This window comes from Streptococcus fryi (genome assembly GCF_053206505.1).
This window is the reverse complement of record NZ_JBRUGW010000009.1, coordinates 21,701-46,213: the sequence shown is the minus strand read 5'-3', so window position 1 is coordinate 46,213 and position 24,513 is coordinate 21,701. Positions and strand designations below refer to the sequence as shown.

At 38.3% G+C, this 24,513-nt stretch carries 27 protein-coding genes, 1 pseudogene and 1 other annotated feature; of the genes and pseudogenes, 21 read left to right on the top strand and 7 right to left on the bottom strand.

The genetic code is table 11. The features are described from left to right. Positions 1-22: 22 nt before the first annotated feature. Positions 23-2,038: an ATP-dependent DNA helicase RecG gene (gene recG / locus ACVRZH_RS03890; protein ID WP_447454012.1), complete on the top strand. Its 2,016-nt coding sequence runs from the start codon at positions 23-25 to the stop codon at positions 2,036-2,038. A 43-nt stretch (positions 2,039-2,081) separates the two neighbouring features. Then, positions 2,082-2,996: an aldo/keto reductase gene (locus ACVRZH_RS03885; RefSeq protein ID WP_447454011.1), complete on the top strand. Its 915-nt coding sequence runs from the start codon at positions 2,082-2,084 to the stop codon at positions 2,994-2,996. Positions 2,997-3,090: 94 nt separating this feature from the next. Here the strand turns inward: ACVRZH_RS03885 and ACVRZH_RS03880 are convergent, their stop codons facing one another. After that, positions 3,091-4,053 (bottom strand): asparaginase, encoded by a 963-nt coding sequence (locus tag ACVRZH_RS03880; RefSeq protein WP_447454010.1) that lies wholly within the window; start codon positions 4,051-4,053, stop codon positions 3,091-3,093. Between the two features lie 178 nt (positions 4,054-4,231). On the opposite strand from ACVRZH_RS03880, the gene ACVRZH_RS03875 reads away from it, so the two are divergent. Continuing rightward, a complete protein-coding gene (locus ACVRZH_RS03875; RefSeq protein ID WP_447454009.1) occupies positions 4,232-5,614 on the top strand; it encodes an HAD hydrolase family protein in 1,383 nt (460 codons plus the stop codon). Positions 5,615-5,758: 144 nt separating this feature from the next. On the opposite strand, the pseudogene ACVRZH_RS03870 reads toward ACVRZH_RS03875, so the two are convergent. The 3 genes and pseudogenes from ACVRZH_RS03870 to ACVRZH_RS03860 all read right to left on the bottom strand — a co-directional run. After that, positions 5,759-5,895, bottom strand: a pseudogene (locus tag ACVRZH_RS03870) (MFS transporter); the annotation flags it as partial. 20 nt (positions 5,896-5,915) lie between these two features. Next, the gene (gene gggC, locus ACVRZH_RS03865) at positions 5,916-7,463 is read right to left on the bottom strand and encodes a streptosactin export ABC transporter GggC (RefSeq protein ID WP_447454008.1); all 1,548 of its coding nucleotides are present in this window, start codon (positions 7,461-7,463) and stop codon (positions 5,916-5,918) included. A 198-nt stretch (positions 7,464-7,661) separates the two neighbouring features. After that, on the bottom strand, positions 7,662-8,780 hold the full coding sequence (locus tag ACVRZH_RS03860) for a hypothetical protein (protein WP_447454007.1): 1,119 nt from the start codon (positions 8,778-8,780) through the stop codon (positions 7,662-7,664). A 268-nt stretch (positions 8,781-9,048) separates the two neighbouring features. Between ACVRZH_RS03860 and ACVRZH_RS03855 the strand changes: the two genes are divergently transcribed. From ACVRZH_RS03855 to rpsR, 10 genes are all read left to right on the top strand, one after another. Then, a complete protein-coding gene (locus tag ACVRZH_RS03855) occupies positions 9,049-10,263 on the top strand; it encodes a pyridoxal phosphate-dependent aminotransferase (RefSeq protein ID WP_447454006.1) in 1,215 nt (404 codons plus the stop codon). A gap of 246 nt (positions 10,264-10,509) precedes the next feature. Then, entirely contained in the window at positions 10,510-11,295 is a 786-nt protein-coding gene (gene codY, locus ACVRZH_RS03850) for a GTP-sensing pleiotropic transcriptional regulator CodY (protein WP_447454005.1), read from the top strand. Beyond that, on the top strand, positions 11,295-11,846 hold the full coding sequence (locus ACVRZH_RS03845; protein ID WP_447454004.1) for a cysteine hydrolase family protein: 552 nt from the start codon (positions 11,295-11,297) through the stop codon (positions 11,844-11,846). The genes codY and ACVRZH_RS03845 overlap by 1 nt, the downstream gene beginning before the upstream one ends. 305 nt (positions 11,847-12,151) lie before the next feature. Beyond that, the gene (gatC, locus tag ACVRZH_RS03840) at positions 12,152-12,454 is read left to right on the top strand and encodes an Asp-tRNA(Asn)/Glu-tRNA(Gln) amidotransferase subunit GatC (RefSeq protein ID WP_447454003.1); all 303 of its coding nucleotides are present in this window, start codon (positions 12,152-12,154) and stop codon (positions 12,452-12,454) included. Beyond that, positions 12,454-13,920, top strand: coding sequence for an Asp-tRNA(Asn)/Glu-tRNA(Gln) amidotransferase subunit GatA (gene gatA, locus ACVRZH_RS03835; protein WP_447454002.1), 1,467 nt, complete (start codon positions 12,454-12,456; stop codon positions 13,918-13,920). Before gatC ends, gatA begins: the two co-directional genes overlap by 1 nt. After that, positions 13,920-15,359, top strand: coding sequence for an Asp-tRNA(Asn)/Glu-tRNA(Gln) amidotransferase subunit GatB (gene gatB / locus ACVRZH_RS03830; protein WP_447454001.1), 1,440 nt, complete (start codon positions 13,920-13,922; stop codon positions 15,357-15,359). Before gatA ends, gatB begins: the two co-directional genes overlap by 1 nt. A gap of 275 nt (positions 15,360-15,634) precedes the next feature. Further along, positions 15,635-16,147 carry an adenylate kinase gene (locus ACVRZH_RS03825; RefSeq protein ID WP_447454000.1) on the top strand — a complete coding sequence of 171 codons (513 nt, stop codon included), beginning with the start codon at positions 15,635-15,637 and terminating at the stop codon, positions 16,145-16,147. A 601-nt stretch (positions 16,148-16,748) separates the two neighbouring features. Beyond that, positions 16,749-17,039: a 30S ribosomal protein S6 gene (rpsF, locus tag ACVRZH_RS03820; RefSeq protein ID WP_156806836.1), complete on the top strand. Its 291-nt coding sequence runs from the start codon at positions 16,749-16,751 to the stop codon at positions 17,037-17,039. An 11-nt stretch (positions 17,040-17,050) separates the two neighbouring features. Then, positions 17,051-17,533: a single-stranded DNA-binding protein gene (locus tag ACVRZH_RS03815; RefSeq protein ID WP_447453999.1), complete on the top strand. Its 483-nt coding sequence runs from the start codon at positions 17,051-17,053 to the stop codon at positions 17,531-17,533. Between the two features lie 81 nt (positions 17,534-17,614). Then, positions 17,615-17,854, top strand: a complete 240-nt coding sequence (gene rpsR, locus ACVRZH_RS03810) for a 30S ribosomal protein S18 (RefSeq protein WP_447453998.1) — start codon at positions 17,615-17,617, stop codon at positions 17,852-17,854. Positions 17,855-17,973: 119 nt separating this feature from the next. Here the strand turns inward: rpsR and ACVRZH_RS03805 are convergent, their stop codons facing one another. After that, positions 17,974-18,279: a DUF1827 family protein gene (locus ACVRZH_RS03805; protein ID WP_447453997.1), complete on the bottom strand. Its 306-nt coding sequence runs from the start codon at positions 18,277-18,279 to the stop codon at positions 17,974-17,976. Positions 18,280-18,388: 109 nt separating this feature from the next. After that, the gene (locus ACVRZH_RS03800) at positions 18,389-18,850 is read right to left on the bottom strand and encodes an NUDIX hydrolase (RefSeq protein WP_447453996.1); all 462 of its coding nucleotides are present in this window, start codon (positions 18,848-18,850) and stop codon (positions 18,389-18,391) included. Positions 18,851-19,031: 181 nt separating this feature from the next. Between ACVRZH_RS03800 and pepT the strand changes: the two genes are divergently transcribed. Beyond that, positions 19,032-20,264, top strand: a complete 1,233-nt coding sequence (gene pepT, locus ACVRZH_RS03795) for a peptidase T (RefSeq protein ID WP_447453995.1) — start codon at positions 19,032-19,034, stop codon at positions 20,262-20,264. Between the two features lie 59 nt (positions 20,265-20,323). Further along, positions 20,324-20,809 (top strand): EbsA family protein, encoded by a 486-nt coding sequence (locus tag ACVRZH_RS03790; RefSeq protein WP_447453994.1) that lies wholly within the window; start codon positions 20,324-20,326, stop codon positions 20,807-20,809. On the opposite strand, the gene ACVRZH_RS03785 is transcribed toward ACVRZH_RS03790, so the two are convergent. Then, the gene (locus ACVRZH_RS03785; RefSeq protein WP_447453993.1) at positions 20,799-20,990 is read right to left on the bottom strand and encodes a ferredoxin; all 192 of its coding nucleotides are present in this window, start codon (positions 20,988-20,990) and stop codon (positions 20,799-20,801) included. The genes ACVRZH_RS03790 and ACVRZH_RS03785 overlap by 11 nt on opposite strands. Positions 20,991-21,035: 45 nt before the next feature. Here ACVRZH_RS03785 and ACVRZH_RS03780 point away from each other — a divergent pair, with 45 nt between their 5' ends. The 6 genes from ACVRZH_RS03780 (at position 21,036) to tpiA (ending at position 24,457) form a co-directional block, all read left to right on the top strand. Next, on the top strand, positions 21,036-21,524 hold the full coding sequence (locus ACVRZH_RS03780; protein ID WP_447453992.1) for an SAG1386/EF1546 family surface-associated protein: 489 nt from the start codon (positions 21,036-21,038) through the stop codon (positions 21,522-21,524). Between the two features lie 11 nt (positions 21,525-21,535). Beyond that, a complete protein-coding gene (cmk, locus tag ACVRZH_RS03775; protein ID WP_447453991.1) occupies positions 21,536-22,219 on the top strand; it encodes a (d)CMP kinase in 684 nt (227 codons plus the stop codon). A 26-nt stretch (positions 22,220-22,245) separates the two neighbouring features. Continuing rightward, positions 22,246-22,372: a sequence feature (ribosomal protein L20 leader region), on the top strand. 14 nt (positions 22,373-22,386) lie between these two features. Then, the gene (gene infC / locus ACVRZH_RS03770; RefSeq protein WP_447453990.1) at positions 22,387-22,917 is read left to right on the top strand and encodes a translation initiation factor IF-3; all 531 of its coding nucleotides are present in this window, start codon (positions 22,387-22,389) and stop codon (positions 22,915-22,917) included. 36 nt (positions 22,918-22,953) lie between these two features. Then, complete coding sequence (gene rpmI / locus ACVRZH_RS03765) at positions 22,954-23,154, top strand: 50S ribosomal protein L35 (protein ID WP_354367048.1); 201 nt, start codon at positions 22,954-22,956, stop codon at positions 23,152-23,154. 56 nt (positions 23,155-23,210) lie between these two features. Next, entirely contained in the window at positions 23,211-23,570 is a 360-nt protein-coding gene (rplT, locus tag ACVRZH_RS03760) for a 50S ribosomal protein L20 (RefSeq protein ID WP_447453989.1), read from the top strand. 128 nt (positions 23,571-23,698) lie between these two features. Next, positions 23,699-24,457: a triose-phosphate isomerase gene (gene tpiA, locus ACVRZH_RS03755; RefSeq protein WP_447453988.1), complete on the top strand. Its 759-nt coding sequence runs from the start codon at positions 23,699-23,701 to the stop codon at positions 24,455-24,457. Positions 24,458-24,513 lie beyond the last annotated feature (56 nt).

Below are 24,513 nucleotides of genomic sequence, written 5' to 3'. Positions count from 1 at the left end.
GTTTTTTTAGAAGGCGAGATAGATGAGATTAGATGATCAGTTAAGTCAGCTGAAAGGATTTGGTCCTAAATCGGCTGCATCATTTCAAAAATTAGGGATTGAGACGGTTGAGGATTTGCTCTTGTATTTCCCTTTTCGATATGACGATTTTAAAAACCGTCAGGTGTCAGAATTATTAGATGGTGAGAAAGCAGTTGTCATAGGGACTGTAGTAACACCAGCCAATGTGCAATTCTATGGTTATAAACGCAACCGATTATCCTTTAAACTAAGGCAGACAGATGCTGTTGTGGGCGTTAGTTTCTTTAATCAACCTTACCTAGCAGATAAGATTGAGCTAGGAAAAGAGGTTGCTATATTTGGGAAATGGGACGCTGTTAAGCAAACATTGACGGGGATGAAGGTGATTGGTCAAGTCGAGGATGACATGCAACCGGTCTATCATGTAGCGCAAGGCATTCGTCAGACCAGTTTGGTGAAGGCGATTAAGGTTGCCTTTGATATGGGCTATCTCACCCTATTACCTGAAAATTTACCAATTGTCTTGCTTGATAAATATCGGCTGATGTCACGTCAGGATGCTGTATCTGCTATGCACTTTCCTACGGACTTAGCAGCCTATAAACTGGCATTGCGACGTGTTAAATTTGAGGAATTATTTTATTTTCAACTACAACTGCAAATGGTTAAGGCATCTAATCGTTCAGCAACAGGAGGTCTAGCGATTGCTTGGGACAAAGACTTGTTCCAAGATAAATTGCGCCAATTACCCTTTAACTTGACGGCAGCTCAACAGCGTAGTTTGGATGAGATTTTAGAGGACATGGCTTCTGGAGCTCATATGAACCGTTTGTTGCAAGGGGATGTTGGTTCTGGGAAAACGGTGATTGCTGGTCTAGCCATGTATGCTGCTCATACAGCAGGTTTTCAATCAGCTATGATGGTACCAACTGAAATCTTAGCTGAACAACATTATGAGAGTTTACAGGCTCTGTTTCCAGACCTATCCATTGCTTTGTTGACTTCTGGGATGAAGTCCGCAGTGAAGCGGTCAGCTTTGGCAGCTATAGCCGATGGTAGCGTCTCTATGATTGTAGGAACCCATGCCCTTATCCAAGAAGCCGTCTCCTATCATCGTTTGGGCTTGGTGATTACAGATGAGCAGCACCGTTTTGGTGTCAAACAGCGGCGAATTTTTAGGGAAAAAGGGGATAATCCTGATGTCCTGATGATGACCGCGACACCCATTCCCAGAACTCTGGCTATAACAGCTTTTGGTGAAATGGACGTGTCTATCATTGATGAATTACCAGCAGGTCGTAAACCTATTATCACACGTTGGGTCAAGCATGAACAACTTGAGACTGTTTTGGACTGGGTTAAGGGACAACTGATGCAAAAAGCGCAAGTCTATGTGATTTCACCTTTGATTGAAGAGTCAGAAAGCCTTGATTTGAAAAACGCTATTGCCTTGGAAGAGGAATTGACAGCTTATTTTGCCAATCATGCACAGGTTGCTCTAGTACATGGACGGATGACCTCTGATGAGAAAGATGAGGTGATGTCCGCTTTTAAAAAAGGTGAGATTGATATTCTGGTGTCAACCACAGTTATTGAGGTTGGGGTGAATGTGCCCAATGCTACAATTATGATCATTATGGATGCAGATCGCTTTGGTCTGAGCCAGTTGCATCAATTACGTGGTCGTGTCGGACGTGGTGATAAGCAGTCCTATGCGATTCTTGTTGCCAATCCCAAGACAGAAACAGGTCAACAACGGATGACAATTATGACGGAGACCACAGATGGTTTTATTTTGGCAGAGGAAGACCTCAAAATGCGTGGGTCAGGTGATATTTTCGGGACCAAGCAATCGGGACTTCCAGAATTTAAAGCGGCAGACATCATTGAAGATTACCCCATTCTTGAAGAAGCCCGAAAAACAGCAGTCGAGATTGTCACTCAAGTCAACTGGCAAGTCGATGACAGGTGGCAGGTTTTAGTTAATCATTTGCCTAAGGTGAGAGAGTTGGATTAACAACGGCATAGGCAACTTCATTTAAAGACAAAAGGAGAATACAATGTTACAAGCGATTGGACAAACAGGCATCCAAGGCTCTCGTTTAGCTTTGGGGTGTATGCGTATGGCATCCTTGGCTGATCACGAAGCAGCCAAGGTACTTGATACAGCTATATCTGTAGGGATCAATTTCTTTGACCATGCTGATATTTACGGTGGTGGCGAATCGGAGAGACGGTTCAAACAAGCTCAGAACCTTTTGGGGCTATCGAGAGAGCAGATGGTGTTACAATCAAAGTGTGGGATACAAAAGGGTTATTTTGATTTCTCTAAGGAACATATTTTGAGCTCTGTGGACGGTATTTTAGAGCGATTAGGGACTGACTATCTGGATATTCTTGCCCTTCATCGACCTGATATTTTGTGGGAACCAGAAGAAGTAGCAGAGGCTTTTTATCTTTTGGAAAAGTCGGGTAAGGTACGGCATTTTGGTGTGAGTAACCAAAACCGTTATCAAATGGAGTTGTTACAGTCCTATATGGACAAGCCCTTAGCAGTGAACCAATTGCAATTATCACCTGCTCATACACCGATGTTTGATGCTGGAGTGAATGTCAATATGTGGGGGGATAAGGCTAGTGACCGTGATGGCGGTGTTTTAGATTATTGCCGTTTGCATCGTGTGACTGTACAGGCTTGGTCCCCCTTCCAAGTGGACTTGAGTCAAGGGTTATTTGTGCATCATCCAGCTTACACAGCATTGACGGAGTGTATTCATCGTTATGCAACTCAATATGGCGTATCTGACGAAGCTATCGTAGTGGCTTGGCTATTGCGTCACCCCGCTCAAATTCAAACGATTGTGGGAACGATGAATCCAGACCGACTGTTGAAAATGGCTGAGGCAGAAAAGGTTCAGCTATCTCGCCCAGAATGGTATGAGATTTATCGCAGTGCAGGCAATATCCTACCGTAAGTCACAACAATAAGAAAAGGCTTTGTTCTCCCCATGAGAGGACAAGCCTTCTTGATTATACTAGGTCAGTAAAACAAAACTTATCAGAGATTTTCTATCCTTCAATGTAGTTCTGTAAGTCTCTGTCTGACAAACCTGCATTTAAGGCAATCAAAAGTTTTAATCTGGCTTTTTGGGCATTGAGTTCTTTGACAAACATGACTCCATCCCGTGTTAATTGAACCCCGCCTCCTTCATAAGCATACACAGGCTCAGCAATACCATTGAAGCACCTTGATACAAGGACGACAGGTGTTCCTTGTTTAATCAAGTTTTTAATGGCTCCTGCAGCTTCAGGTGGAAGATTGCCAGCTCCGAATGCTTCAATCACTAAGCCATCGATACTATCGGGATTTAATAGGTTAATCAGCGTATCTCCCATACCAGCATAGGCCTTGATAATCGGTATTGTTCCAGAGATGCTGTCAAGGTCAAAGCGGACTCTAGGTTCAGCTGTTTTGAAGTAAAGAATATCGTTTTTCATGATAATGCCTAGAGGTCCATGTGTTGGTGTCTGGAAGGTCGAGACATTGGTAGTGTGGGTTTTGGTGACATATTTAGCAGCATGAATGTCATCGTTCATGACCACTAGGACACCTTTGTCAATGCTTTTGGGATGGCTAGCTACCCTTAAGGCAGACAGGTAGTTGTAAATGCCGTCGCTACCAAGTTCATTAGATGAACGCATAGCCCCCGTTAGAACGATTGGTAGATTAGGTACTTCCATAGTATCTAAAAAGTAAGCTGTTTCTTCCAAGGTATCAGTTCCATGTGTGATAACGATACCATCATAATCGTCAGCGTGTGTTTTGATGGTTTGGTAAAGGGTGAGCATTTCCTTAGTGGTGATGTGAGGGCTTGGTAAATTGAATAATTCTAAATCTGTAATGGTGATATTCTCCAAGGCAATGCCAAGATTACTCATGGGATTTTCTTGGCTGGTTTTGACATTTCCTCTGGCGTCAGCCTGCATGGAAATGGTTCCTCCAGTGTGTAAGACGAGGATTTTCTTGTTCATCTGAATGTCATACTTTCTAAAAATGTGCTATACTTATTTTAGCATAAAAGAGGTATCATGAGGAGATAATCCGAACATTATTTCCTCATTAAACTTAAAAAATTAAGATTGGTTAAGGGTTGTCGCTATCTAGATAGAATGGTTTGATAGTGAGCCTTAGTTGTTAGAAGGAGGGGTTATGGCGATAAAAGCAGTTTTTTTTGATATTGATGGTACCCTTCTTAATGATTTTAAAAGGGTTTCTAAGTCAACTGTTGATGCTATTCAACAATTGAAACAATCAGGTATTTTTGTTGGTATTGCGACTGGTCGTGGTCCTGGTTTTGTTGAGCCTTATATGGAAAATCTTGGTTTTGATGTCGCCATTACCTATAATGGTCAATATATCATCACAAGAGATAAGGTCTTGTATGACCAACAGCTTCCTAAGTCGACTGTTTACAAACTTATTCGCTATGCGTCTGAGCAGCGGCAAGATATTTCACTAGGGACATCGTCAGGCTTACTGGGGTCAGGTATTATCCGCATGGGGACAAGCTTTGTCGGTCAGGTCGTCAGTCGTATGATTCCGACCAGCTTATCTCGGTCAGTTGAACGTGGTTTTAAAAAAGTAGTACGTCGTGTGCGGCCACAGAAACATGAGCAATTGCATGCCCTGCTTCGTCACCCTATTTATCAAGTTGTGTTGGTGGCGACTAAAGACCAAGACGATAAGGTGAGAACCTTATTTCCAGAGGTTACGGTGACTAGAAGTAGTCCGTACTCAGCAGATGTTATTGCTAAAGGGCAGTCCAAGTTGGTCGGCATTAAATACATCGCAGAGTATTTTGGATTTGATATGAGTGAGGTCATGGCTTTTGGTGATTCTGACAATGATCTAGATATGTTGTCTGGAGTAGGTCTTGGTGTTGCTATGGGGAATGCCCTGAAAACGGTTCAAACAAAAGCTCATTACACAACTGATTCCAACAATAATGACGGGATTTCAAAAGCTCTTGCTCACTACGGTCTTATCCAATTAAATCAAGATAAATCTTTTAGAAGTAGGGATGATAATTTTAATAAGGTCAAAGACTTTCATCGATTGATGGACGGTCAAACACGTGAAACGCCACGTTTATATGATTTAGAGCAGGCTTGTCATCGATCTGACTTTAAATTAGAGGAAATCGTTGAGTTTTTGTATGCCACCAGTCAAGGAGATGAGGTTGCCTTTCAACAATCTGTCGCCCATCTTCATGCTTGTCTGGATAAAGCAGCCCGTAAGGTTATGACAAAACCTGTCCCTTCAAGTCCTCTAGTTGGACAAGTGGACGCCCTGACGGATTTGCTGTATTTGACCTATGGCAGTTTTGTTTTGATGGGGGTTGACCCAAAACCCTTGTTTGATACTGTCCATGAGGCGAATATGGGGAAAATATTCCCTGATGGTAAGGCACATTTTGACCCTATCACCCACAAAATATTAAAACCAGATGATTGGGAGGAGCGATTTGCCCCTGAACCTCATCTCAAACGTGAATTAGACAGGCAAATTGCCAAATCCTATCAAAAGAAATAACAACCTCCTGCAGCAATATCAGTAAATCATGGTAAAAGTTAGGCTGTCTTCAGTCTGCTATTATCCTTATTTTTGAAGTGATTATTATCGTTGTTGGCTAAGCCTAATGAGTTAGTTACCAAAGAGTTTACAATGTCATAAAAATAGAATTGGAACTATCGAGGTACCAATTCTATTTTTGATATCATGTAGACATTCGCAATAATGGTTACTCTAATAAAAATATTTGCTAAATTTGCAAACCATTGAGTGCCTAGCAACTTGACAAACGAATTAGATATTTTTATTTCCACTTTTATGGTCAATGAGAAGATAAATCAATCACCCTATCATATTTCTCAAGCAGCTCATCATGATAATGATGAATGACTTCTACTAAAGTCTGAGGAAGTGACATTAAAATCTCTGAAATCTGTTCTGCATTCTTCTTATCAAGATTCGACTTAACCTCATCTGCCAGAATAAGATGACAATCATGATACAGAGCACGTGCAATTTCTAAACGTTGCTTTTCTCCGCCAGATAGCTGTTCACCGTAAAGAAGCTGTCCCTTTAAAAATGCTAAATTTACCCGATTTAAAATCTGAGTCATTTTGATGTCATCTAATGGCTTGCCTAGAGTAATATTATCCTCCAATGATAAACCATCAAAAACATATGATTCTTGTAAAATATAAGAAATTGATTTATCGATTTGCTCCTTCTCTAGAACCTGATTATCATAGGTTACCCTACCAAAATCGGGTGAAACTTCACCGTAAATCATATTAAGGATAGTTGACTTACCACAACCACTTTCACCAATTAAAGCAATTTTATCTCCTTGTTGGATTTTAAATGATAGGTTGTCAAAAAGCAACTTATCTTCAAAACGTAAACAAACATGGTCAAATGCAATAGGAAACAGTTGTGTATAAGTGAGATTGTTATCTTCTACTCTATCATCTTCAAGGAGAAAAGCATAATCATCCCTAAGTTCTTTCGTTGATTTGTAGGTGTTGATGAAATAAGAAAGTTCATTAAATTGAAAACCAATATTATGGGATACCAAGTAAATAGCGACAAAGTTAGCTCCAGTCAGATAACCATAGTAGGTCATAACCCCACCAATGATAATTGGCATTACTGAACACACCGCATCAATAGTATTGATAATAATAGTATTAATTGTTCGTTGTTTTTCATAACAGATATCTTGAGCAACTCTTTTAGACAATGCCTCCTGAAAATGTGAAAAGAAAAAATCCCTAGCATCATAATTTTTAAGAACTTTTTCGCCACCAATGATATTTGTCACCTGTGATAAATAATCCTGATTCGATTTGACCTTTTCCTTAGAAATTTGATTTAATGGTTTACTTCCAATGCCACTACAAAGTGCGGGGACAGAGTAAAAACAAATAAACACTAAGCCCAACCAAAAATTTGTTAATAAAGCATAGATAATAGAAACAGTTGTAAAACCTAGTGATGAAATGATAATAACAGCCGGTTCAAGATAGGAGTTTTCTAATTGTTTAACATCATTTTCAAGATGAGATAAGATATCTTTACTCTCTCTACTTTTGTCATAGAGAAAATGTTTAAATAATTTGTTCTTCATGGTCAAGGTGAAATCAGCTACTATTCTAGCATAGTAATAACGTTTTCCTGCTAAACCAATGAGAATAATTACATTTCCCAAAATCCCTACTGCAAGGGCCAACCATAATTTATCAAGGGCTTTGTTCTCAAAACTGTCTACAATTATTGATACCAAGGTTGGTGTAACAACAGCTTGTAACCAAGTAATAGCAATGAATAAAAAATATAACACTAAATATTTTTTTGTAATAAACTTTTTAAGCATATCTGATAAACCTTTCAAAATGATTGACTAATTTTGATATATGATGAGTTTCAAAAGTCTTATGCTTATACGTTGCTAAAAAGATAAAAATGGCTCAATTTTATCTTTTTTGTATATACATCTCATATTCATTTTAAATAAAAATTAAGACTGTTTTTATTTTTTGCTCAAGATCTTTTCGGTAGAATTCTTAAATAATCAGTGCTGTTTTATCCAAATATGGAACCCATCTTTGTCAGAAATATCATCTTGATAAACAACTTCATCACTACTAATATCATAAACAAGCAATCTGTCCCCAGCTAATATTAACAATATCTCGTTGTCCAGCTGTTTAATGTCCTTTAAGTAATGTTCTTCAACAGTTAGCCCAACAAGAGATAAGTCGATAAATTTAGAAGTGTAATCTTCAAGATTAAATAGACTAAAGCCAATTTTACCTAAATCATTTTTTTCGTGTTCAATAGCAATCAATTTCTCGTTTAAATTGAAAATATTGATAGGCGCAATTTCAGTTAAAGGTAAAAATGATTTTTCTTTTGTAGCAAGATTGTAATGTAAAACAGACCCTATTGGTATTCTTTCATGGGTGGAATTGTCCCTGTACCCACTTACAGCTACAAACAAATCACTTCCTCTGACAACGCTATCCCCAAAGGAATAACTATACTTATCGTCGTCCACTAATAGGTCTTTTTGAGCAAGTTCAAGTTTCCCCTTATTGTTAAGTAGAGTATATAAGCTTGTAGTTCCTTCACCAACAATCTTTGTTCCCAAAAAGTATACTTTATTGCCATCAACAGAAAAATCTCCAACTATAACAGGTTCATTTAAAACATACTTGTCCATTTGTTTTAAGTTAGAATCAAAAGATGCAATAAAAGTTTCTTCCGTGCTAGCTTCTGAGGCATAGTAGTAGTCCTTTGACACCCCTGATGACGTATAAGCATAATTAGGAGTTTGATTATATTTAATATTCCCCTTTTGAAAGTCTATTGAAATTACCCTTCCAACAACTCCCAAAGGAGGTCCCTCTTCAGAAAAAACTAAATAGCGATTTGACAACTCAGCACGCTGAACAAATTGATTTATCTGTCCTTTTACAACCTCAATTGATTGCTTTGAAGTCTGATGAGGCTCGTTTTTTTTGATTTTATATCCAACAACCAAGTTATATCCCACTATGTAAAAATCTGCGTTAGAATCTTTTTGGAACTGATTAGGAGTTTCTACTGTTTTTTTTGAAATCAACACAAATATGCCTACAAATAACGATACTATAAAAAACAAAGAAACTAATATCTTGAATTTTTTCATAACCCCAATTCCCCCTCGAATAAGTTATCGCAGTAATCTTCACCAACATCATACTACTAACAAAATAAGAAAGTCAAATATTTATACATCATACAATGCTCATTACTGAAGCGATAGACGGCACGGTGCTTTTCAGATGATAATCTAGCGCTTGGAGTGATAAATTAACCTAATGCTACTTCAATTATTTTAGAGAAAACTTTTTACAATTTTCTGAATTAAGTTTATAATTGTACAATAATGACTCTTGGAGAATTGAGGTGAATCGATGAGAACATTTGAAAAATCATCAAAATTAGAGCATGTTGCCTATGACATTCGTGGTCCAGTCTTAGATGAAGCCAACCGTATGCGCAATAATGGGGAAAAAATCTTACGATTAAATACAGGAAACCCTGCCGAATTTGGCTTTACAGCGCCTGATGAGGTGATTCGTGACCTGATTCGCAATGCTAGATATAGCGAAGGCTACTCTAACAGTAAGGGGATTTTTTCAGCTCGTAAAGCCATTATGCAATACTGTCAGCTCAAAGGATTTCCCAATGTTGATATTGATGACATCTATATCGGTAATGGCGTTTCTGAGTTGATCACTATGTCGATGCAGGGCTTGTTGGACAATGGCGATGAAGTCCTAGTGCCAATGCCTGATTACCCGTTGTGGACGGCAGCAGTCAGCTTGGCAGGAGGCCATGCTGTGCATTATATCTGCGATGAACAAGCTGAGTGGAACCCTGATATTGCAGACATTAAATCAAAAATTACGTCTAATACTAAGGCGATTGTATTGATCAATCCTAATAACCCAACAGGAGCTCTCTATCCTAAGGAATTGCTCGAAGAGATTGTGGAAATTGCTCGTCAAAACGACCTTATCATTTTCTCTGATGAAATTTATGACCGCATGGTTTTTGATGGCTTGGAGCATACGCCGATTGCGCGATTAGCTCCGGATATTTTTGTGGTGACGATGAATGGACTGTCAAAATCCCATCGTATTTGCGGTTTCCGAGTTGGCTGGATGGTCTTATCTGGTCGTAAGGACTATGTGAAAGGCTATATTGAAGGGTTGAATATGCTCTCGAATATGCGCCTGTGTTCCAATGTACTTGCTCAGCAAGTTGTCCAAACCTCTCTTGGAGGTTATCAGTCCGTTGATGATCTCTTAAAACCAGGTGGTCGTCTCTATGAGCAACGCCAGTTTATCACCAAGGCAGTCAATGACATACCAGGGTTATCAACGGTAGCTCCTAAAGCTGGTCTTTATGTATTCCCCAAAATTGACAGAGAGATGTATCGCATTGATGATGATGAGCAGTTCTGCTTAAACTTCCTCAAACAAGAAAAGGTATTACTTGTTCATGGACGAGGTTTTAACTGGAAAGACCCAGATCATTTCCGTATCGTTTATTTACCAACGGTTGAAGAATTAGCAGAGCTACAAGAAAAAATGACGCGTTTCTTACATCAGTATAGACGTTAATTCGTGGATATATGCTAAGTTGGTGATGCTAATATTTTAGAAGAATTAGAGTTTAGGAGTTCGTTTCTCACCTATCATTTAGGAAGAGACGGACTCTTGTGTGCTTTTTAGGAGTGTGTACAATTCAGCCTAGGGAAGAAGTGAATTTTGGAAATTGTAGGAATAGTAGGCAATTTTCTGATAATTCATTGCAATTTTAAGACTTTTTTGTTATAATGAGTGCGATTAATTAGAAAGAGAAAAAAGATGTCAGATTTATTAACTAAAACCCGTAAAATCACATCAATTTTACAACGTTCAATTGACAGCTTACAGGGTGAACTACCTTATAATGCTATGGCAGCTCAACTCGCTGATATCATGGATTGTAATTCTTGTATTATCAATGCGAGCGGTCACTTACTCGGTTTTATGACCAAGTATAAGACGAATACAGACAGGGTAGAAGAGTTTTTTAATGCCCATCAATTTCCAGAGGTTTATGTCAATACTGTTAGTAGGGTTTACGATACAGAAGCTAATCTTCCAGTTAACAGTGATTTAACGATTTTTCCGGTGGAATCACGTGATATTTACCCAGATGGTTTGACCACGATTGCACCTATCTATGGTGGTGGTATGCGTTTGGGGACACTTATCATTTGGCGTAATGATAAGCCTTTTGATAGTGACGATTTGGTCTTGGTTGAAATAGCTTCAACGGTGGTTGGATTGCAATTGTTAAATCTACAGACCGAAAATCTGGAAGAAAAAATTCGTCAACAGACAGCTGTTAATATGGCGATGAACACATTATCATATTCTGAAATGAAGGCTGTTGCAGCGATTTTAGGAGAGTTGGATGGTTTAGAAGGGCGTTTAACTGCATCGGTTATTGCTGATCGTATCGGTATCACACGAAGTGTTATTGTCAATGCCCTACGTAAGCTTGAAAGTGCAGGTATTATTGAAAGTCGTTCACTTGGAATGAAGGGGACCTACCTTAAAGTGATTAACGAAGGGATTCTTGAAAAATTAGAGGATTATAGCTAATGACTAAGGCACTTATCTCAATTGATTATAGCAATGATTTTGTTGCGACAGATGGAAAGCTCACCGCGGGCGAACGTGCTCAAGCTATTGAAGAACGTATTGCCCAAGTGACTCGTGATGCTTATGAAGCTGGTGATTACATTTTCTTTATGATGGATCGTCACGAGGAAGATGATCAGTTTCATCCAGAAATGAAGTTGTTCCCACCACACAATATTGCCAATACTAGTGGCCGTCATCTATATGGTAAACTGGGTGATGTTTATGATGAGATTAAGGGTGATAAGCGTGTTTTCTGGATGGATAAACGCCATTATTCCGCCTTTTCAGGTACTGATTTAGATATTCGTCTTCGTGAACGTAAGGTGGATAAGGTTGTTTTGACAGGGGTCTTGTCTGATATATGTATCCTTCATACTGCCATTGACGCATATAACCTAGGTTATGAAGTTGAAGTCGTGGAGTCTGCTATCGCAGCCTTATCTGATGAGGCTCATAATTTCGCAGTCGAGCATTTTAAAGGTGTCTTAGGGGCTAAAGTTGTTGATTAAGTTATTTCAAGGGTGTCTGTTACCCTTGATTTTTTATGTTCCCTTTATAATCCTAGCACCTCAAAAATAGTCAAATATGGTATAATAGTTTAGTCTATATGTAGCATTCATCACTACGCAATGACAATCACCATTGGTTTAGAAATATGCCAACAATAAAAAGTGTTTATCAAAATACCTTGTTAACAGTTATGTTTGATTGCAGTAGTGTGGAAAAATGGAAAGATGATGTTACCTATGCAGAATGTTAGTTTTATAGGAAAAAGTAAGGCTAATAAAATGATACTAATTTAAGGAGAAAACGGATGAAAATTTCTGAAGAAGAAGTTAGCCATGTTGCTAGGTTGTCAAAGTTGGTTTGTTCAGCTGAAGAAACGGTAGCTTTCGCAACGAGTTTGACCAAAATTGTTGATATGGTTGAATTATTAAATGAAGTGGATACGACAGGTGTGCCTGTAACGACTACAATGGCAGATCGCAAAAATGTGATGCGTGAAGATATTGTTCAAGCTGGTCATGATAAAGAAGAGTTATTTAGAAATGTTCCAGAGCGTGAAGGAGACTTCATAAAAGTACCAGCTATTTTGGATGGGGGAGGAGATGCCTAATGACATTCAACCATAAAACTATTGATGAGTTACATGACCTTCTCGTTAAAAAAGAGGTTTCAGCACTGGAGTTGACCAAGGCGACTCTTGAGGATATTCATAGCCGTGAAGAAGCAATCGGAAGTTTTATCACTGTTTCAGACGAGCTTGCTTTAGCACAGGCTAAAGCTGTCGATGAAAAAGGGATTGACCCGACCAATGTGATGTCAGGAATTCCCTTAGCTGTTAAGGATAATATTTCTACAAAAGGGATTTTGACAACAGCAGCATCGAAAATGCTGTATAACTACGAGCCTGTTTTCAATGCCACAGCTATTGAAAATGCCTACGCTAAAGATATGATTGTTGTTGGTAAGGCTAACATGGATGAGTTTGCCATGGGAGGTTCGACAGAAACATCTTATTTCAAAAAGACCAAAAATGCTTGGGACCAAACTAAAGTTCCTGGTGGATCATCAGGTGGATCTGCGACAGCAGTTGCTTCCGGTCAGGTTCATTTATCGCTAGGTTCAGATACAGGTGGCTCAATACGTCAACCAGCAGCTTTTAATGGTATCGTTGGGATGAAACCAACATATGGTGTGGTATCACGATTTGGTTTGATTGCTTTCGGTAGTTCGCTGGATCAAATCGGACCTTTCTCAAAAACGGTTAAAGAGAATGCACAATTGCTTAGTGTAATCGCTGGACCGGATAGCAAAGATGCCACATCTGCTCCAGTTGGTGTAGCTGATTATGCAGCTAAGATTGGTCAAGATATTAAAGGTATGAAGATTGCTCTTCCAAAAGAATATATGGGAGAAGGAATTGATGCGGGAGTTAAAGAGACAATTCTTAAAGCAGCTAAACATTTAGAAAGTCTAGGAGCTATCATTGAAGAAGTTAGCTTGCCACATAGTAAATATGGTGTTGCAGTGTACTATATCATTGCTTCATCTGAAGCGTCTTCTAATCTTCAACGTTTTGATGGTATTCGTTATGGTTTCCGTGCGGAAGATGCTGTGAACTTGGAAGATATTTACGTCAAGACACGTAGTCAGGGATTTGGTGATGAAGTTAAACGTCGTATCATGCTCGGTACGTTTAGCTTGTCATCAGGCTACTATGATGCTTATTACAAAAAAGCTGGTCAGGTACGTACTTTAATTATTCAAGATTTTGAGAAAATTTTTGCTGATTATGATTTGATTTTAGGTCCAACAGCACCGACAGTAGCTTTCGATTTGGATAGTTTATCACATGATCCAGTTGCCATGTATTTGGCTGATTTACTTACTATTCCGGTCAACCTTGCTGGTCTTCCTGGTATCTCTATCCCGGCAGGTTTTGTAGATGGTTTACCAGTTGGGTTGCAGTTGATTGGTCCAAAATACAGTGAGGCAACGATTTACCAAGTGGCAGCTGCTTTTGAGGCAACTACTGACTACCATAAGCAACAACCTATTATTTTTGGAGGTGACAAGTAATGAATTTTGAAACAATCATCGGACTTGAAGTCCATGTTGAGTTGAATACCAACTCTAAGATTTTTTCACCGTCATCTGCCCATTTTGGTCAAGACCCTAACAGCAATACTAACGTGATTGACTGGTCATTCCCAGGTGTCTTACCAGTTTTGAACAAAGGTGTTGTTGAAGCTGGGATTAAAGCTGCTCTTGCCTTGAACATGGATATCCATAAAGAAATGCATTTTGACCGTAAAAACTATTTCTATCCAGATAATCCTAAGGCCTATCAGATTTCACAATTTGATGAACCCATTGGTTACAATGGCTCGATTGAGATTGAATTAGAAGATGGAACAACAAAGACCATTCGTATCGAACGTGCCCATTTGGAAGAAGATGCAGGGAAGAACACACATGGGACTGATGGCTATTCTTATGTTGACCTAAATCGTCAGGGTGTACCTTTGATTGAAATTGTTTCTGAAGCTGACATGAGAAGCCCTGAGGAAGCCTATGCTTACTTGACAGCTCTGAAGGAAATCATCCAGTATACAGGTATTTCTGATGTGAAAATGGAAGAAGGATCGATGCGTGTCGATGCCAACATTTCTCTCCGTCCCTATGGTCAAGAGAAATTTGGAACTAAGACCGAATTAAAAAACCTTAACTCCTTTAACTATGTCAAAAAAGGGTTGCAGTACGAAGTGGAACGTCAAGCCAAAATTCTCCGCTCTGGAGGTCAAATCCAGCAAGAAACACGTCGTTATGATGAAGCGACTGGAGAGACTATTCTCATGCGTGTCAAAGAAGGGTCAGCAGACTATCGTTATTTTCCAGAACCTGACCTACCTCTTTATGAAATTGATGATGCTTGGATTGACGATGTGCGAGCAACTCTTCCTAAATTCCCTAAAGAACGTCGTCATCACTATGTGTCAGAGCTTGGTTTGACAGCCTATGACGCAGGTCAGTTGACAGCGACAAAAGCTCTTTCAGATTTCTTTGAAGCGGCTGTTGCAGAAGGTGGGGATGCTAAACAAGTGTCTAACTGGCTTCAGGGTGAAGTGGCACAGTTCCTCAATACTGAACAAACAACCATTTCTGATATCGCACTAACTCCAGAAAATCTGGTTGAAATGATTAGTCTTATTGAAGACGGCACGATCTCATCTAAAATTGCTAAAAAAGTATTTGTGCATTTGGCTAAAAATGGCGGATCAGCTAAAGCATACGTTGAACAAGCCGGCTTGGTACAGATTTCTGACCCAGCAATTCTAGTTCCGATTATTCATCAGGTTTTTGCAGATAACGAAGCAGCTGTTGCAGATTTTAAATCAGGTAAACGTAATGCTGATAAGGCATTCACAGGTTTCTTGATGAAGGCAACCAAAGGACAAGCCAATCCACAAGTTGCTCAAAAACTCCTCGCAGAAGAATTGGCGAAATTGTTAGATTAAGTTAGGATTTAAGATTGAAAATAAATCTGCTATCCGGTCGAATAGTAATGCAATCTGAGTCAGCTAATTCACTGATATTTTAACAGTAAAACAGTCACAATATAGTAGATTTTTGCTAAAAATGACTGTTTTTTAATTTTTTCTTGGGCATAAAATTTGAAAACACCTGCATTGGCGGGAAATTGCTCTTCTTTCAGGTGGTGATGGAAGTTTGCCTAGTTGGGAATATGATAGATAGGTAACGCCTTTTAGATAAAGCGAGGAAATAAAAAATAATGATTATTTTAATTACAGGAGCATCGCATGCGGGAAAAACTGTACTTGCTCAAAAATTACTCGAAAAATATAACTATCCCTATTTTTCGATAGATCATTTGAAAATGGGGTTAATTCGTAGTCGCTACACAGATCTCACAGTTAAAGATGATGTTGAACTTGAAGTGTATATGTGGCCTATTATCCGAGAGATGATAAAAACCGTGATAGAAAATGAACAAAATCTTATTGTTGAAGGGGTATATATCCCTTTCGATTGGGAAAAATCTTTTACAAAAGAATATCTTGATAATATCAAATTTTATTGTCTTGTGATGAGTGAAAATTATATCAAAAATCACTTTAACACTATTAAAAAATACGCAAATGTTGTAGAAAATCGTATAGATGATGAGTGGTGCACGATGGAGAGTGTTTTAGAAGAAAATAGACGATTTTTAGCACTTGCAAATAAGAATAATGCGAGTTATGTATTTATTGATGATAGATATGAAATCAAGATTGATATATAAGGAATCGTGAGCTTTTATGTTTTGTAGGTAAAGGTATTTATAGCTATGTAGACCAATTTAGATAAAATGATGCTGCTTATTTGACTGTTTTGTTACCAGTAACATCTAGTGGCTCTCCTGACTATAAATGGATGGATGATTATATAGAAACACTAATTGAACTAACTAATAAAAGATAGATTTATTTTTAAAAATTATAGAGCTATGATTTAAAATTGTTAGATTCACTCCCTTCATACCTAAGTTTTGATAGATAGTATCTGTATTAAGGTAGGATGCAAGAGAAGCTGTATTAACTTCTAATTTATTTAAGCACTATTAAAAAAATTGGTATAATAGGCTGAATGGTTTCTTTGGAGAACTTGATACTTTTATTGTGATAATAATGATTCATAGTACTTTTAAACTTATCGATTTAATTGTATATCTCATAGATATCAAAAATAAGAGATAGATTTTTAACAATGATATATGAGATAGTATAAAAAATAAATCTATCACTTGCTAAAGTTTTAAAAATGCGATATAATCATTACTTGTGAGCAAGCCTCACTTACCTGCACGTGAGTGTAGGTCATTAGACCAAAAGGAGGAAATATCAATGGCTAAATACGAAATTCTTTATATTATTCGTCCAAACATTGAAGAAGAAGCTAAAAACGCTTTGGTAGCACGCTTTGACTCTATCTTGACTGACAACGGTGCAACTGTTGTTGAATCAAAAACATGGGAAAAACGTCGTCTTGCATACGAAATCAAAGATTTCCGTGAAGGACTTTACCACATCGTTAACGTTGAAGCGACTGACGCAGTAGCTCTTAACGAGTTTGACCGTTTGTCAAAAATCAACGGTGACATTCTTCGTCACATGATTGTTAAGTTAGACGCTTAAGAAGGTAGTTTATGATTAATAATGTAGTACTTGTGGGTCGTATGACTCGTGATGCAGAACTTCGTTACACACCCAGTAATGTAGCAACTGCGAGCTTCACTCTGGCTGTTAACCGTAATTTTAAGAGTCAAAGTGGTGAACGTGAAGCAGACTTCATCAACTGTGTAATTTGGCGCCAACAAGCTGAGAATTTGGCGAATTGGGCTAAAAAAGGAGCCTTGCTGGGTATAACTGGTCGTATTCAGACTAGAAACTATGACAACCAACAAGGACAGCGTGTTTATGTAACAGAAGTTGTTGTAGATAATTTCCAACTTTTGGAAAGTCGTGCTACACGTGAAGCGGGTTCTTCTTATTCACAAGGTGGAGGCTTTAGTGCCCCTAGTCAGATGAATTATAATGAACCAGCACCGACACCTAACTTTGGCAGAGACGATAGTCCATTTGGGCAAGCTAGTCCTATGGATATCTCTGATGATGATTTACCATTCTAGAGTGTTTGGAGAAAAGTCGGACTATATTTAGTTCGAAGAGGATGCCCTCAATACATACTAATAATATAAAGGAGAATATACATGGCTCAACAACGTCGTGGCGCATTCAAACGCCGTAAAAAAGTTGATTTTATCGCAGCTAACAAAATTGAATATGTTGATTACAAAGATACTGAGCTTCTTAGCCGTTTCATCTCAGAACGTGGAAAAATTCTTCCACGTCGTGTGACTGGAACATCAGCTAAAAACCAACGTAAAGTAACAACTGCAATCAAACGTGCACGTGTTATGGCTCTATTGCCTTACGTTAACGAAGATTAATTTTAAGAAGGTACCATTTGGTGCCTTTTTAATTTTGTCTTGATAAAGTAAAAACCCCTTCAGATAAGTAGCATAGATTAGCTAGTCTGAGGGGGTGATGAATGTTTTTGTAAAAATCACTAAGATTTTAAGCGAGGAATAGAGATTTCAATCAGTTTAGGAGTATGGATGGTACGTATGAGTTCAGTGATTACGGTTGAGTAATCAATCTTCCGTTTAAAAAAGAATTCTCTAATAGCTTCGATTTCGCTATCTTTAATAGCGCGATGTTTATTGGTGATAAGGAGCTCATAGTGAGTTGGAGCTGCAGAAAAAATGACATCGGTATTTCCAGCTGAATAAACTTCCACTAAGGTAGCATCTGTATGCTTTAATTGATTTTTGACAAGGGTGGCGTGACTGGTCGTTGTGTTAATAAGTCTCATATGGATTCCTGCTTTCTAGTTTTGAATTAGGAACTATGGTTGGTAAATTGCTTAAGTTCATTATACCAATAATGATTTTGTGAAACAAATCTTTTTTGACAATATTGCCTTATTTGTCTTGGTCAAGTTGCTGACGTTTACACCACTCTTCAACTCCCCAAACATGGCTACCGCGTTTCAATTTTGTCTTGGCTTCGTCGATGGAGAACCAAGCAATCTGATTGAAGTCTTCTAGAGGTCGACTAATTTCTTCATAAGCTGTTACTGCGTAAATATAGGCGGGGTTATGGTAATGTGTATCACGATGACTAGAGTAGAAATACTCATCAGCTTGTCCTAAGTAAGCGCCTATAGTAGCTTGAAAGCCTAATTCCTCCAGTAATTCACGATTGATGGCTTCTAGATGATTTTCACCCGATTCAATTTCACCACCAGGTAAAAACCATGCTCCATTCGGTGCTTGAACTAGGACTAGCTCTGTTTTAGAGTCGTTTGGAATGATAGCGTATACGCCATATCTTTTTTGATAGTTGATAGTTTCATCGTATGTACCGAAGGTAGCGACAGTCATTTAGTAGTAACCTCTTTATCTGTAGTGATGTATTTTGACATATTATATCATAAATCCACAGATAAACCTAGCTTTTCGATGCCATATTATGCCACTAATTCGATAAAAAATAAGGATTTGAGGATATTGTACTAGTCTATTTATGGTATAATGAATAGTGACTGAAAAAGGAGTGTTTAAGATGACTTACGATAACTTATTACCACGATTTTTAAAATACGTAAAAGAGAACACACGCAGTGATGCTAGTAGTTTAACAACCCCCTCAACGCAGAGTCAGGTCGATTTTGCCTTGACTATTTTGAAACCAGAGATGGAGGCTGTTGGCTTAACAGATGTTCATTATATTGAAAGTAATGGTTTCATCGTTGGGACATTACCAGCGACAAGTTCTAAATTGACAAGAAAGATTGGCTTTATTTCACATATGGATACAGCTGATTTTAACGCTGTTAATATTAACCCACAGGTTATTGAGAACTATGATGGTAGTGCTATTGCTTTAGGCACAAGTGGCTATTCGTTGTCTCCAGATGATTTCCCTCAGTTAGCAAATTATCACGGTCAGACTTTGATTACAACTGATGGAACAACTCTATTAGGTGCTGATGACAAGTCGGGAATTGCTGAAATCATGACAGCCATGGAGTACTTGGCAGCCCATCCAGAAATTCCTCATTGTGAGATTCGTGTAGCGTTTGGTCCAGATGAAGAAATCGGTGTTGGAGCAGATAAATTTGATGTGGAAGACTTTAACGTCGATTTTGCTTACACGGTTGATGGTGGTCCTCTTGGTGAATTACAATATGAAACCTTCAGTGCTGCGGGTGCGGATATTACTTTCTTGGGTAGGAATGTTCACCCTGGTACAGCAAAAGGGCAGATGATCAATGCCTTGCAACTAGCTATTGAGTTTCATTCACAGTTACCAGAATCAGATAGACCTGAAAAGACAGATGGCTACCAAGGTTTTTATCACTTAGTGGATTTATCTGGCGTTGTTGAAGAAGCAAAAGCAAGTTACATTATTCGAGACTTTGAAGATGATGCTTTTGAAGCTAGAAAAACAACGATGCTTGTGATTGCAGAGAAGATAAATCAAGAATTAGGTGCTGAACGTGTTCAAATTAAGCTCCATGACCAGTACTATAATATGAAAAAAGTGATTGAAAAAGATATGACTCCGATTAACCTTGCCAAGGCAGTCATGGAATCACAAGGGATTGAACCCCTAATCGAGCCAATTCGAGGTGGTACAGATGGCTCTAAAATATCATTTATGGGAATTCCGACACCTAATTTGTTTGCAGGTGGTGAGAATATGCATGGACGCTTTGAATTTGTCAGCTTGCAAACCATGCAAAAGGCTGTTGATGTGATTATTGGCATTGTTTCTCATGAAGATGAGATTTAGCACGGTTAAGGTGTTGCATTAATTAAATAGATGATAAGTAGATAAAAAGTTGAGGAACGATGTTTAAAATATTTGGTAAGATTCGCTATCACTGGCAGCCTGAACTATCTTGGGCGACTATTTATTGGTCTTTTACAATGATGCCTCTCTTTATTGCGCTATCCTTGCTATATGAAAGGACAGAAAGACCGAGTTATGTTTTTATGCTTTTAGGTTTATTTCTGACTCTTAGTATTTTGGGTGTTCATCGTTATTTTGTTATTAGAGATGATACATTGGAGATGGTTTCCTTTAATTTATTTAAATCTCGTAAACTGAATATTTCAGAAATCTGTAAGATTGAAGTGACAAAATCAACCTTGAAACTGATAATGCGTGATGATACTAGTTATCTTTTTCAAATGAGGAAATGGCCTAAAAAATACTTTTTAGATGCCTTGGCTGTTCATGAGCATTTTCAAGGAGAAGTTGAATTGCTAGATAATTTTATTACCTTAGATTATTTTGAAGTCTATAAGGATGATAAAAAAGCTCCTACATTGTAAGAGCTTTCGTTGGACATGATTTGATAGCTATTGTTAAGTCATCTGATGATGGAAGTTCCATGGTTAACTCATCGTTATCAGCGAATTTAACAATACCATTATCATAATAGTCAAAATGTTCAGAATAAGTTTGACATAGGCCACAGGCAATACATTTTTCTGGAATAAGTGTTACTTTCATAGTATTATTGTAATATGAAAGTTAAATTTTAACAAGGGGGAAATCATGGTGGATCAAAAAAAACCATGGGAGGCAAAAGTTTTTGCGACAAAAATCGGTCAGTATCTAAGAAGTGATCGTAAAGATATGGTCTTTAGTAGTTTTATTTTAAGTGTTTTGTTTAGCATTTTCTTTTTAATGCTTGTTGGTATGTTACTCATTATTTACTACACTTCAAATGGAGGTAGTGAAAAAGAAACATCCAGAGATGGTTTCTATCTTCCGTCAAAGGTTGTTGTCCAGAAAGAAGAACCTAAAGAAGAACCTAAAGAGGAGACTCCAGAAGCTGTTGAGGAAGAGAAGGTTGTTGAAACACAAGATCAGGTAATTCGTAACGGAGCAACTACGACAGTTTTAGCTGGTGAAGGGGCTGGAGCTATAGCGGCTAGGTCAGGTATTAGTCTAGATCAATTATATGCTCTTAATCCGGAAAAAATGGTGGGACCTGGTGGCACTTGGTGGGCTAATCCAGGCGATGTTGTATATATCAATTAGAAATGAGTTGTATGAAATCAATTAGAATAGCTATTGATGGTCCTGCTTCAAGTGGGAAAAGCACTGTTGCTAAAATTATTGCTAAAGATTTGGGTTATACGTATTTAGATACGGGGGCGATGTACCGTTGTGCGACCTATTTAGCCTTGACACATCAATTATCAGAGAGTGATTTACCCAAACTTTTAGAATTAATGGATAATTACCCTGTAACTTTTACCAAATCCGATGATCAATCAGGCAACCAAAGTGTTTATCTTGGAGACAAAGATGTAACTCTTGAGATTAGGCAAAATGATGTGACGAATAACGTCTCGTGGGTTGCTGCACTTGCTCCAGTGAGAGAAAAATTGGTTGAACAGCAACGTTACATTGCCCGCCAAGGTGGGATTATCATGGACGGACGAGATATTGGCACGGTTGTGTTACCGGATGCAGAACTCAAGGTTTTTCTGATTGCTTCTGTTGAAGAACGAGCAGAGCGTCGATACAAAGAAAATATTGCTAAAGGAATATCTTCGGATTTAGAGGTCTTAAAGGAAGAGATTGCGACTCGTGATTATAAAGATAGCCATCGTGAAGTATCACCTTTGAAAGCTGCTGAGGATGCTATTGTTTTTGATACAACCGGTGTATCTATTGAAGGGGTTGTTGCATTTATTTCAAAAAAAGCGAGAGAAATCATTGACAAGTAAGCTATCTTGTAGTAAAATAATAACAATGAGAAAAGCAGAAGTGAGAACTTCTCGCCTTGCGACTAACGTTGTCTGGCCCTACAAGATAAGTTTCAGCAATGAAATACAATCTGGTGCGGGCTTGTTCTAACAGGCTCGCATTTGTTTTTCTCTAAAAAAATGAAGAGGTGAAGAACATAGCTAAGAAAGATTTGTTCATTAATGACGAGATTCGCGTTCGTGAAGTTCGTCTTGTTGGTCTTGAGGGCGAACAGTTAGGCATCAAACCATTGTCAGAAGCTCAGGCGATTGCAGATAGTGCTAACGTTGACTTGGTTCTAATTCAACCCCAAGCCACGCCACCTGTTGCGAAAATTATGGACTATGGTAAGTTCAAATTTGAGTATCAAAAGAAACAAAAAGAACAACGCAAGAAACAAAGTGTTGTGACTGTTAAAGAAGTTCGTCTTAGTCCCGTTATTGATAAGGGGGATTTTGAAACAAAACTTCGCCAAGGTCGCAAGTTCCTTGAAAAAGGAAATAAAATTAAAGTTTCTGTCCGTTTTAAAGGACGTATGATCACTCATAAAGAAATTGGAGCAAAGGTGTTGGCAGATTTTGCTGAGGCAACTCAAGACATTGCCATTATCGAGCAAAGAGCTAAGATGGATGGTCGTCAAATGTTTATGCAACTTGCACCAATTCCTGACAAGAAATAAGTCAGTTATTAGAATATTTTATAGGAGAATTTTACAATGCCAAAACAAAAAACTCACCGCGCATCAGCTAAACGTTTTAAACGTACAGGTTCAGGCGGATTGAAACGCTTCCGTGCTTACACGTCTCACCGTTTCCACGGTAAAACTAAGAAACAACGTCGTCATCTTCGTAAAGCGTCTATGGTGAGCGCAGGAGATTTCAAACGTATCAAGTCAATGCTTACACGTCTTCGTTAAGATTGGGCATTGTTTTAGTCAGATTATTAGATAGAATTTATTTGGAGGAAATATAAATGGCACGTGTTAAAGGTGGCGTTGTATCACGCAAACGTCGTAAACGTATTTTAAAGTTAGCTAAAGGTTACTATGGAGCTAAACATATCTTGTTCCGTACTGCAAAAGAACAAGTAATGAACTCTTACTACTATGCATACCGTGATCGTCGTCAAAAGAAACGTGATTTCCGTAAACTTTGGATTACACGTATCAATGCGGCAGCTCGTATGAATGGTTTATCATATTCACAATTGATGCATGGATTAAAACTTGCTGAAATTGAAGTAAACCGCAAAATGCTTGCTGATTTAGCCGTTACAGATGCAGTAGCTTTCACAGCTCTTGCTGATGCTGCTAAAGCAAAATTAGCTAAATAATCATTCAAAGAGAGATATATTCTCTCTTTTTTATACTTTAACTTGTGAAATAATTATCCTAATTACTTTAAATAGGTATCGTTTTATGGTAGAATAGTAATGTAAATAAGAAAGAAGAGGTATGTGAAATGTCACGTAAACCAATTATTGCAGGTAACTGGAAAATGAACAAAACTGTTCAAGAAGCAATTAGTTTTGTTGAGGAAGTTAAAGGTCAGTTGCCATCAACCGATGTCATTGATGTTGCTGTAGCAGCTTCTCCACTCCTTTTAAACGCTGTTAAAGTGTCAGCGACTGATAGCAATCTTAAAGTTGCAGCACAAAACTGCTATTTCGAAGATGCAGGTGCCTTTACTGGTGAAACGTCTCCAAAAGTCTTAGCTGATATGGCAGTTGATTATGTTGTTATTGGTCACTCAGAACGTCGTGATTATTTCCATGAGACAGATGAAGATATTAATAAAAAAGCACATGCTATTTTCCGTAACGGTTTAACACCAATTATCTGTTGTGGTGAGTCACTTGAGACTTATGAAGCTGGTAAAGCGATTGAGTTTGTCGGTGCTCAAGTATCTGCGGCTCTTAAAGGCTTAACTGCTGATCAAGTAGCGTCTTCAGTTATCGCTTATGAGCCAATTTGGGCTATCGGCACTGGTAAATCAGCAACTAAAGATGATGCACAAACAATGTGTAAGGCGGTACGTGATGTCGTTGCAGCTGATTTTGGTCAAGAAGTTGCAGACAAAGTACGTGTTCAATATGGTGGGTCTGTAAATCCATCTAACGTTGCAGAATATATGGCTTGTCCAGATGTTGATGGAGCTTTGGTTGGTGGAGCCTCACTTGAACCAGCTAGCTTCTTAGCATTACTTGATTTTGTAAAATAAAAACATTGTAAAAACACCTTTTCAATCGAGAAGGTGTTTTTTAGTTGTGAAGCGTA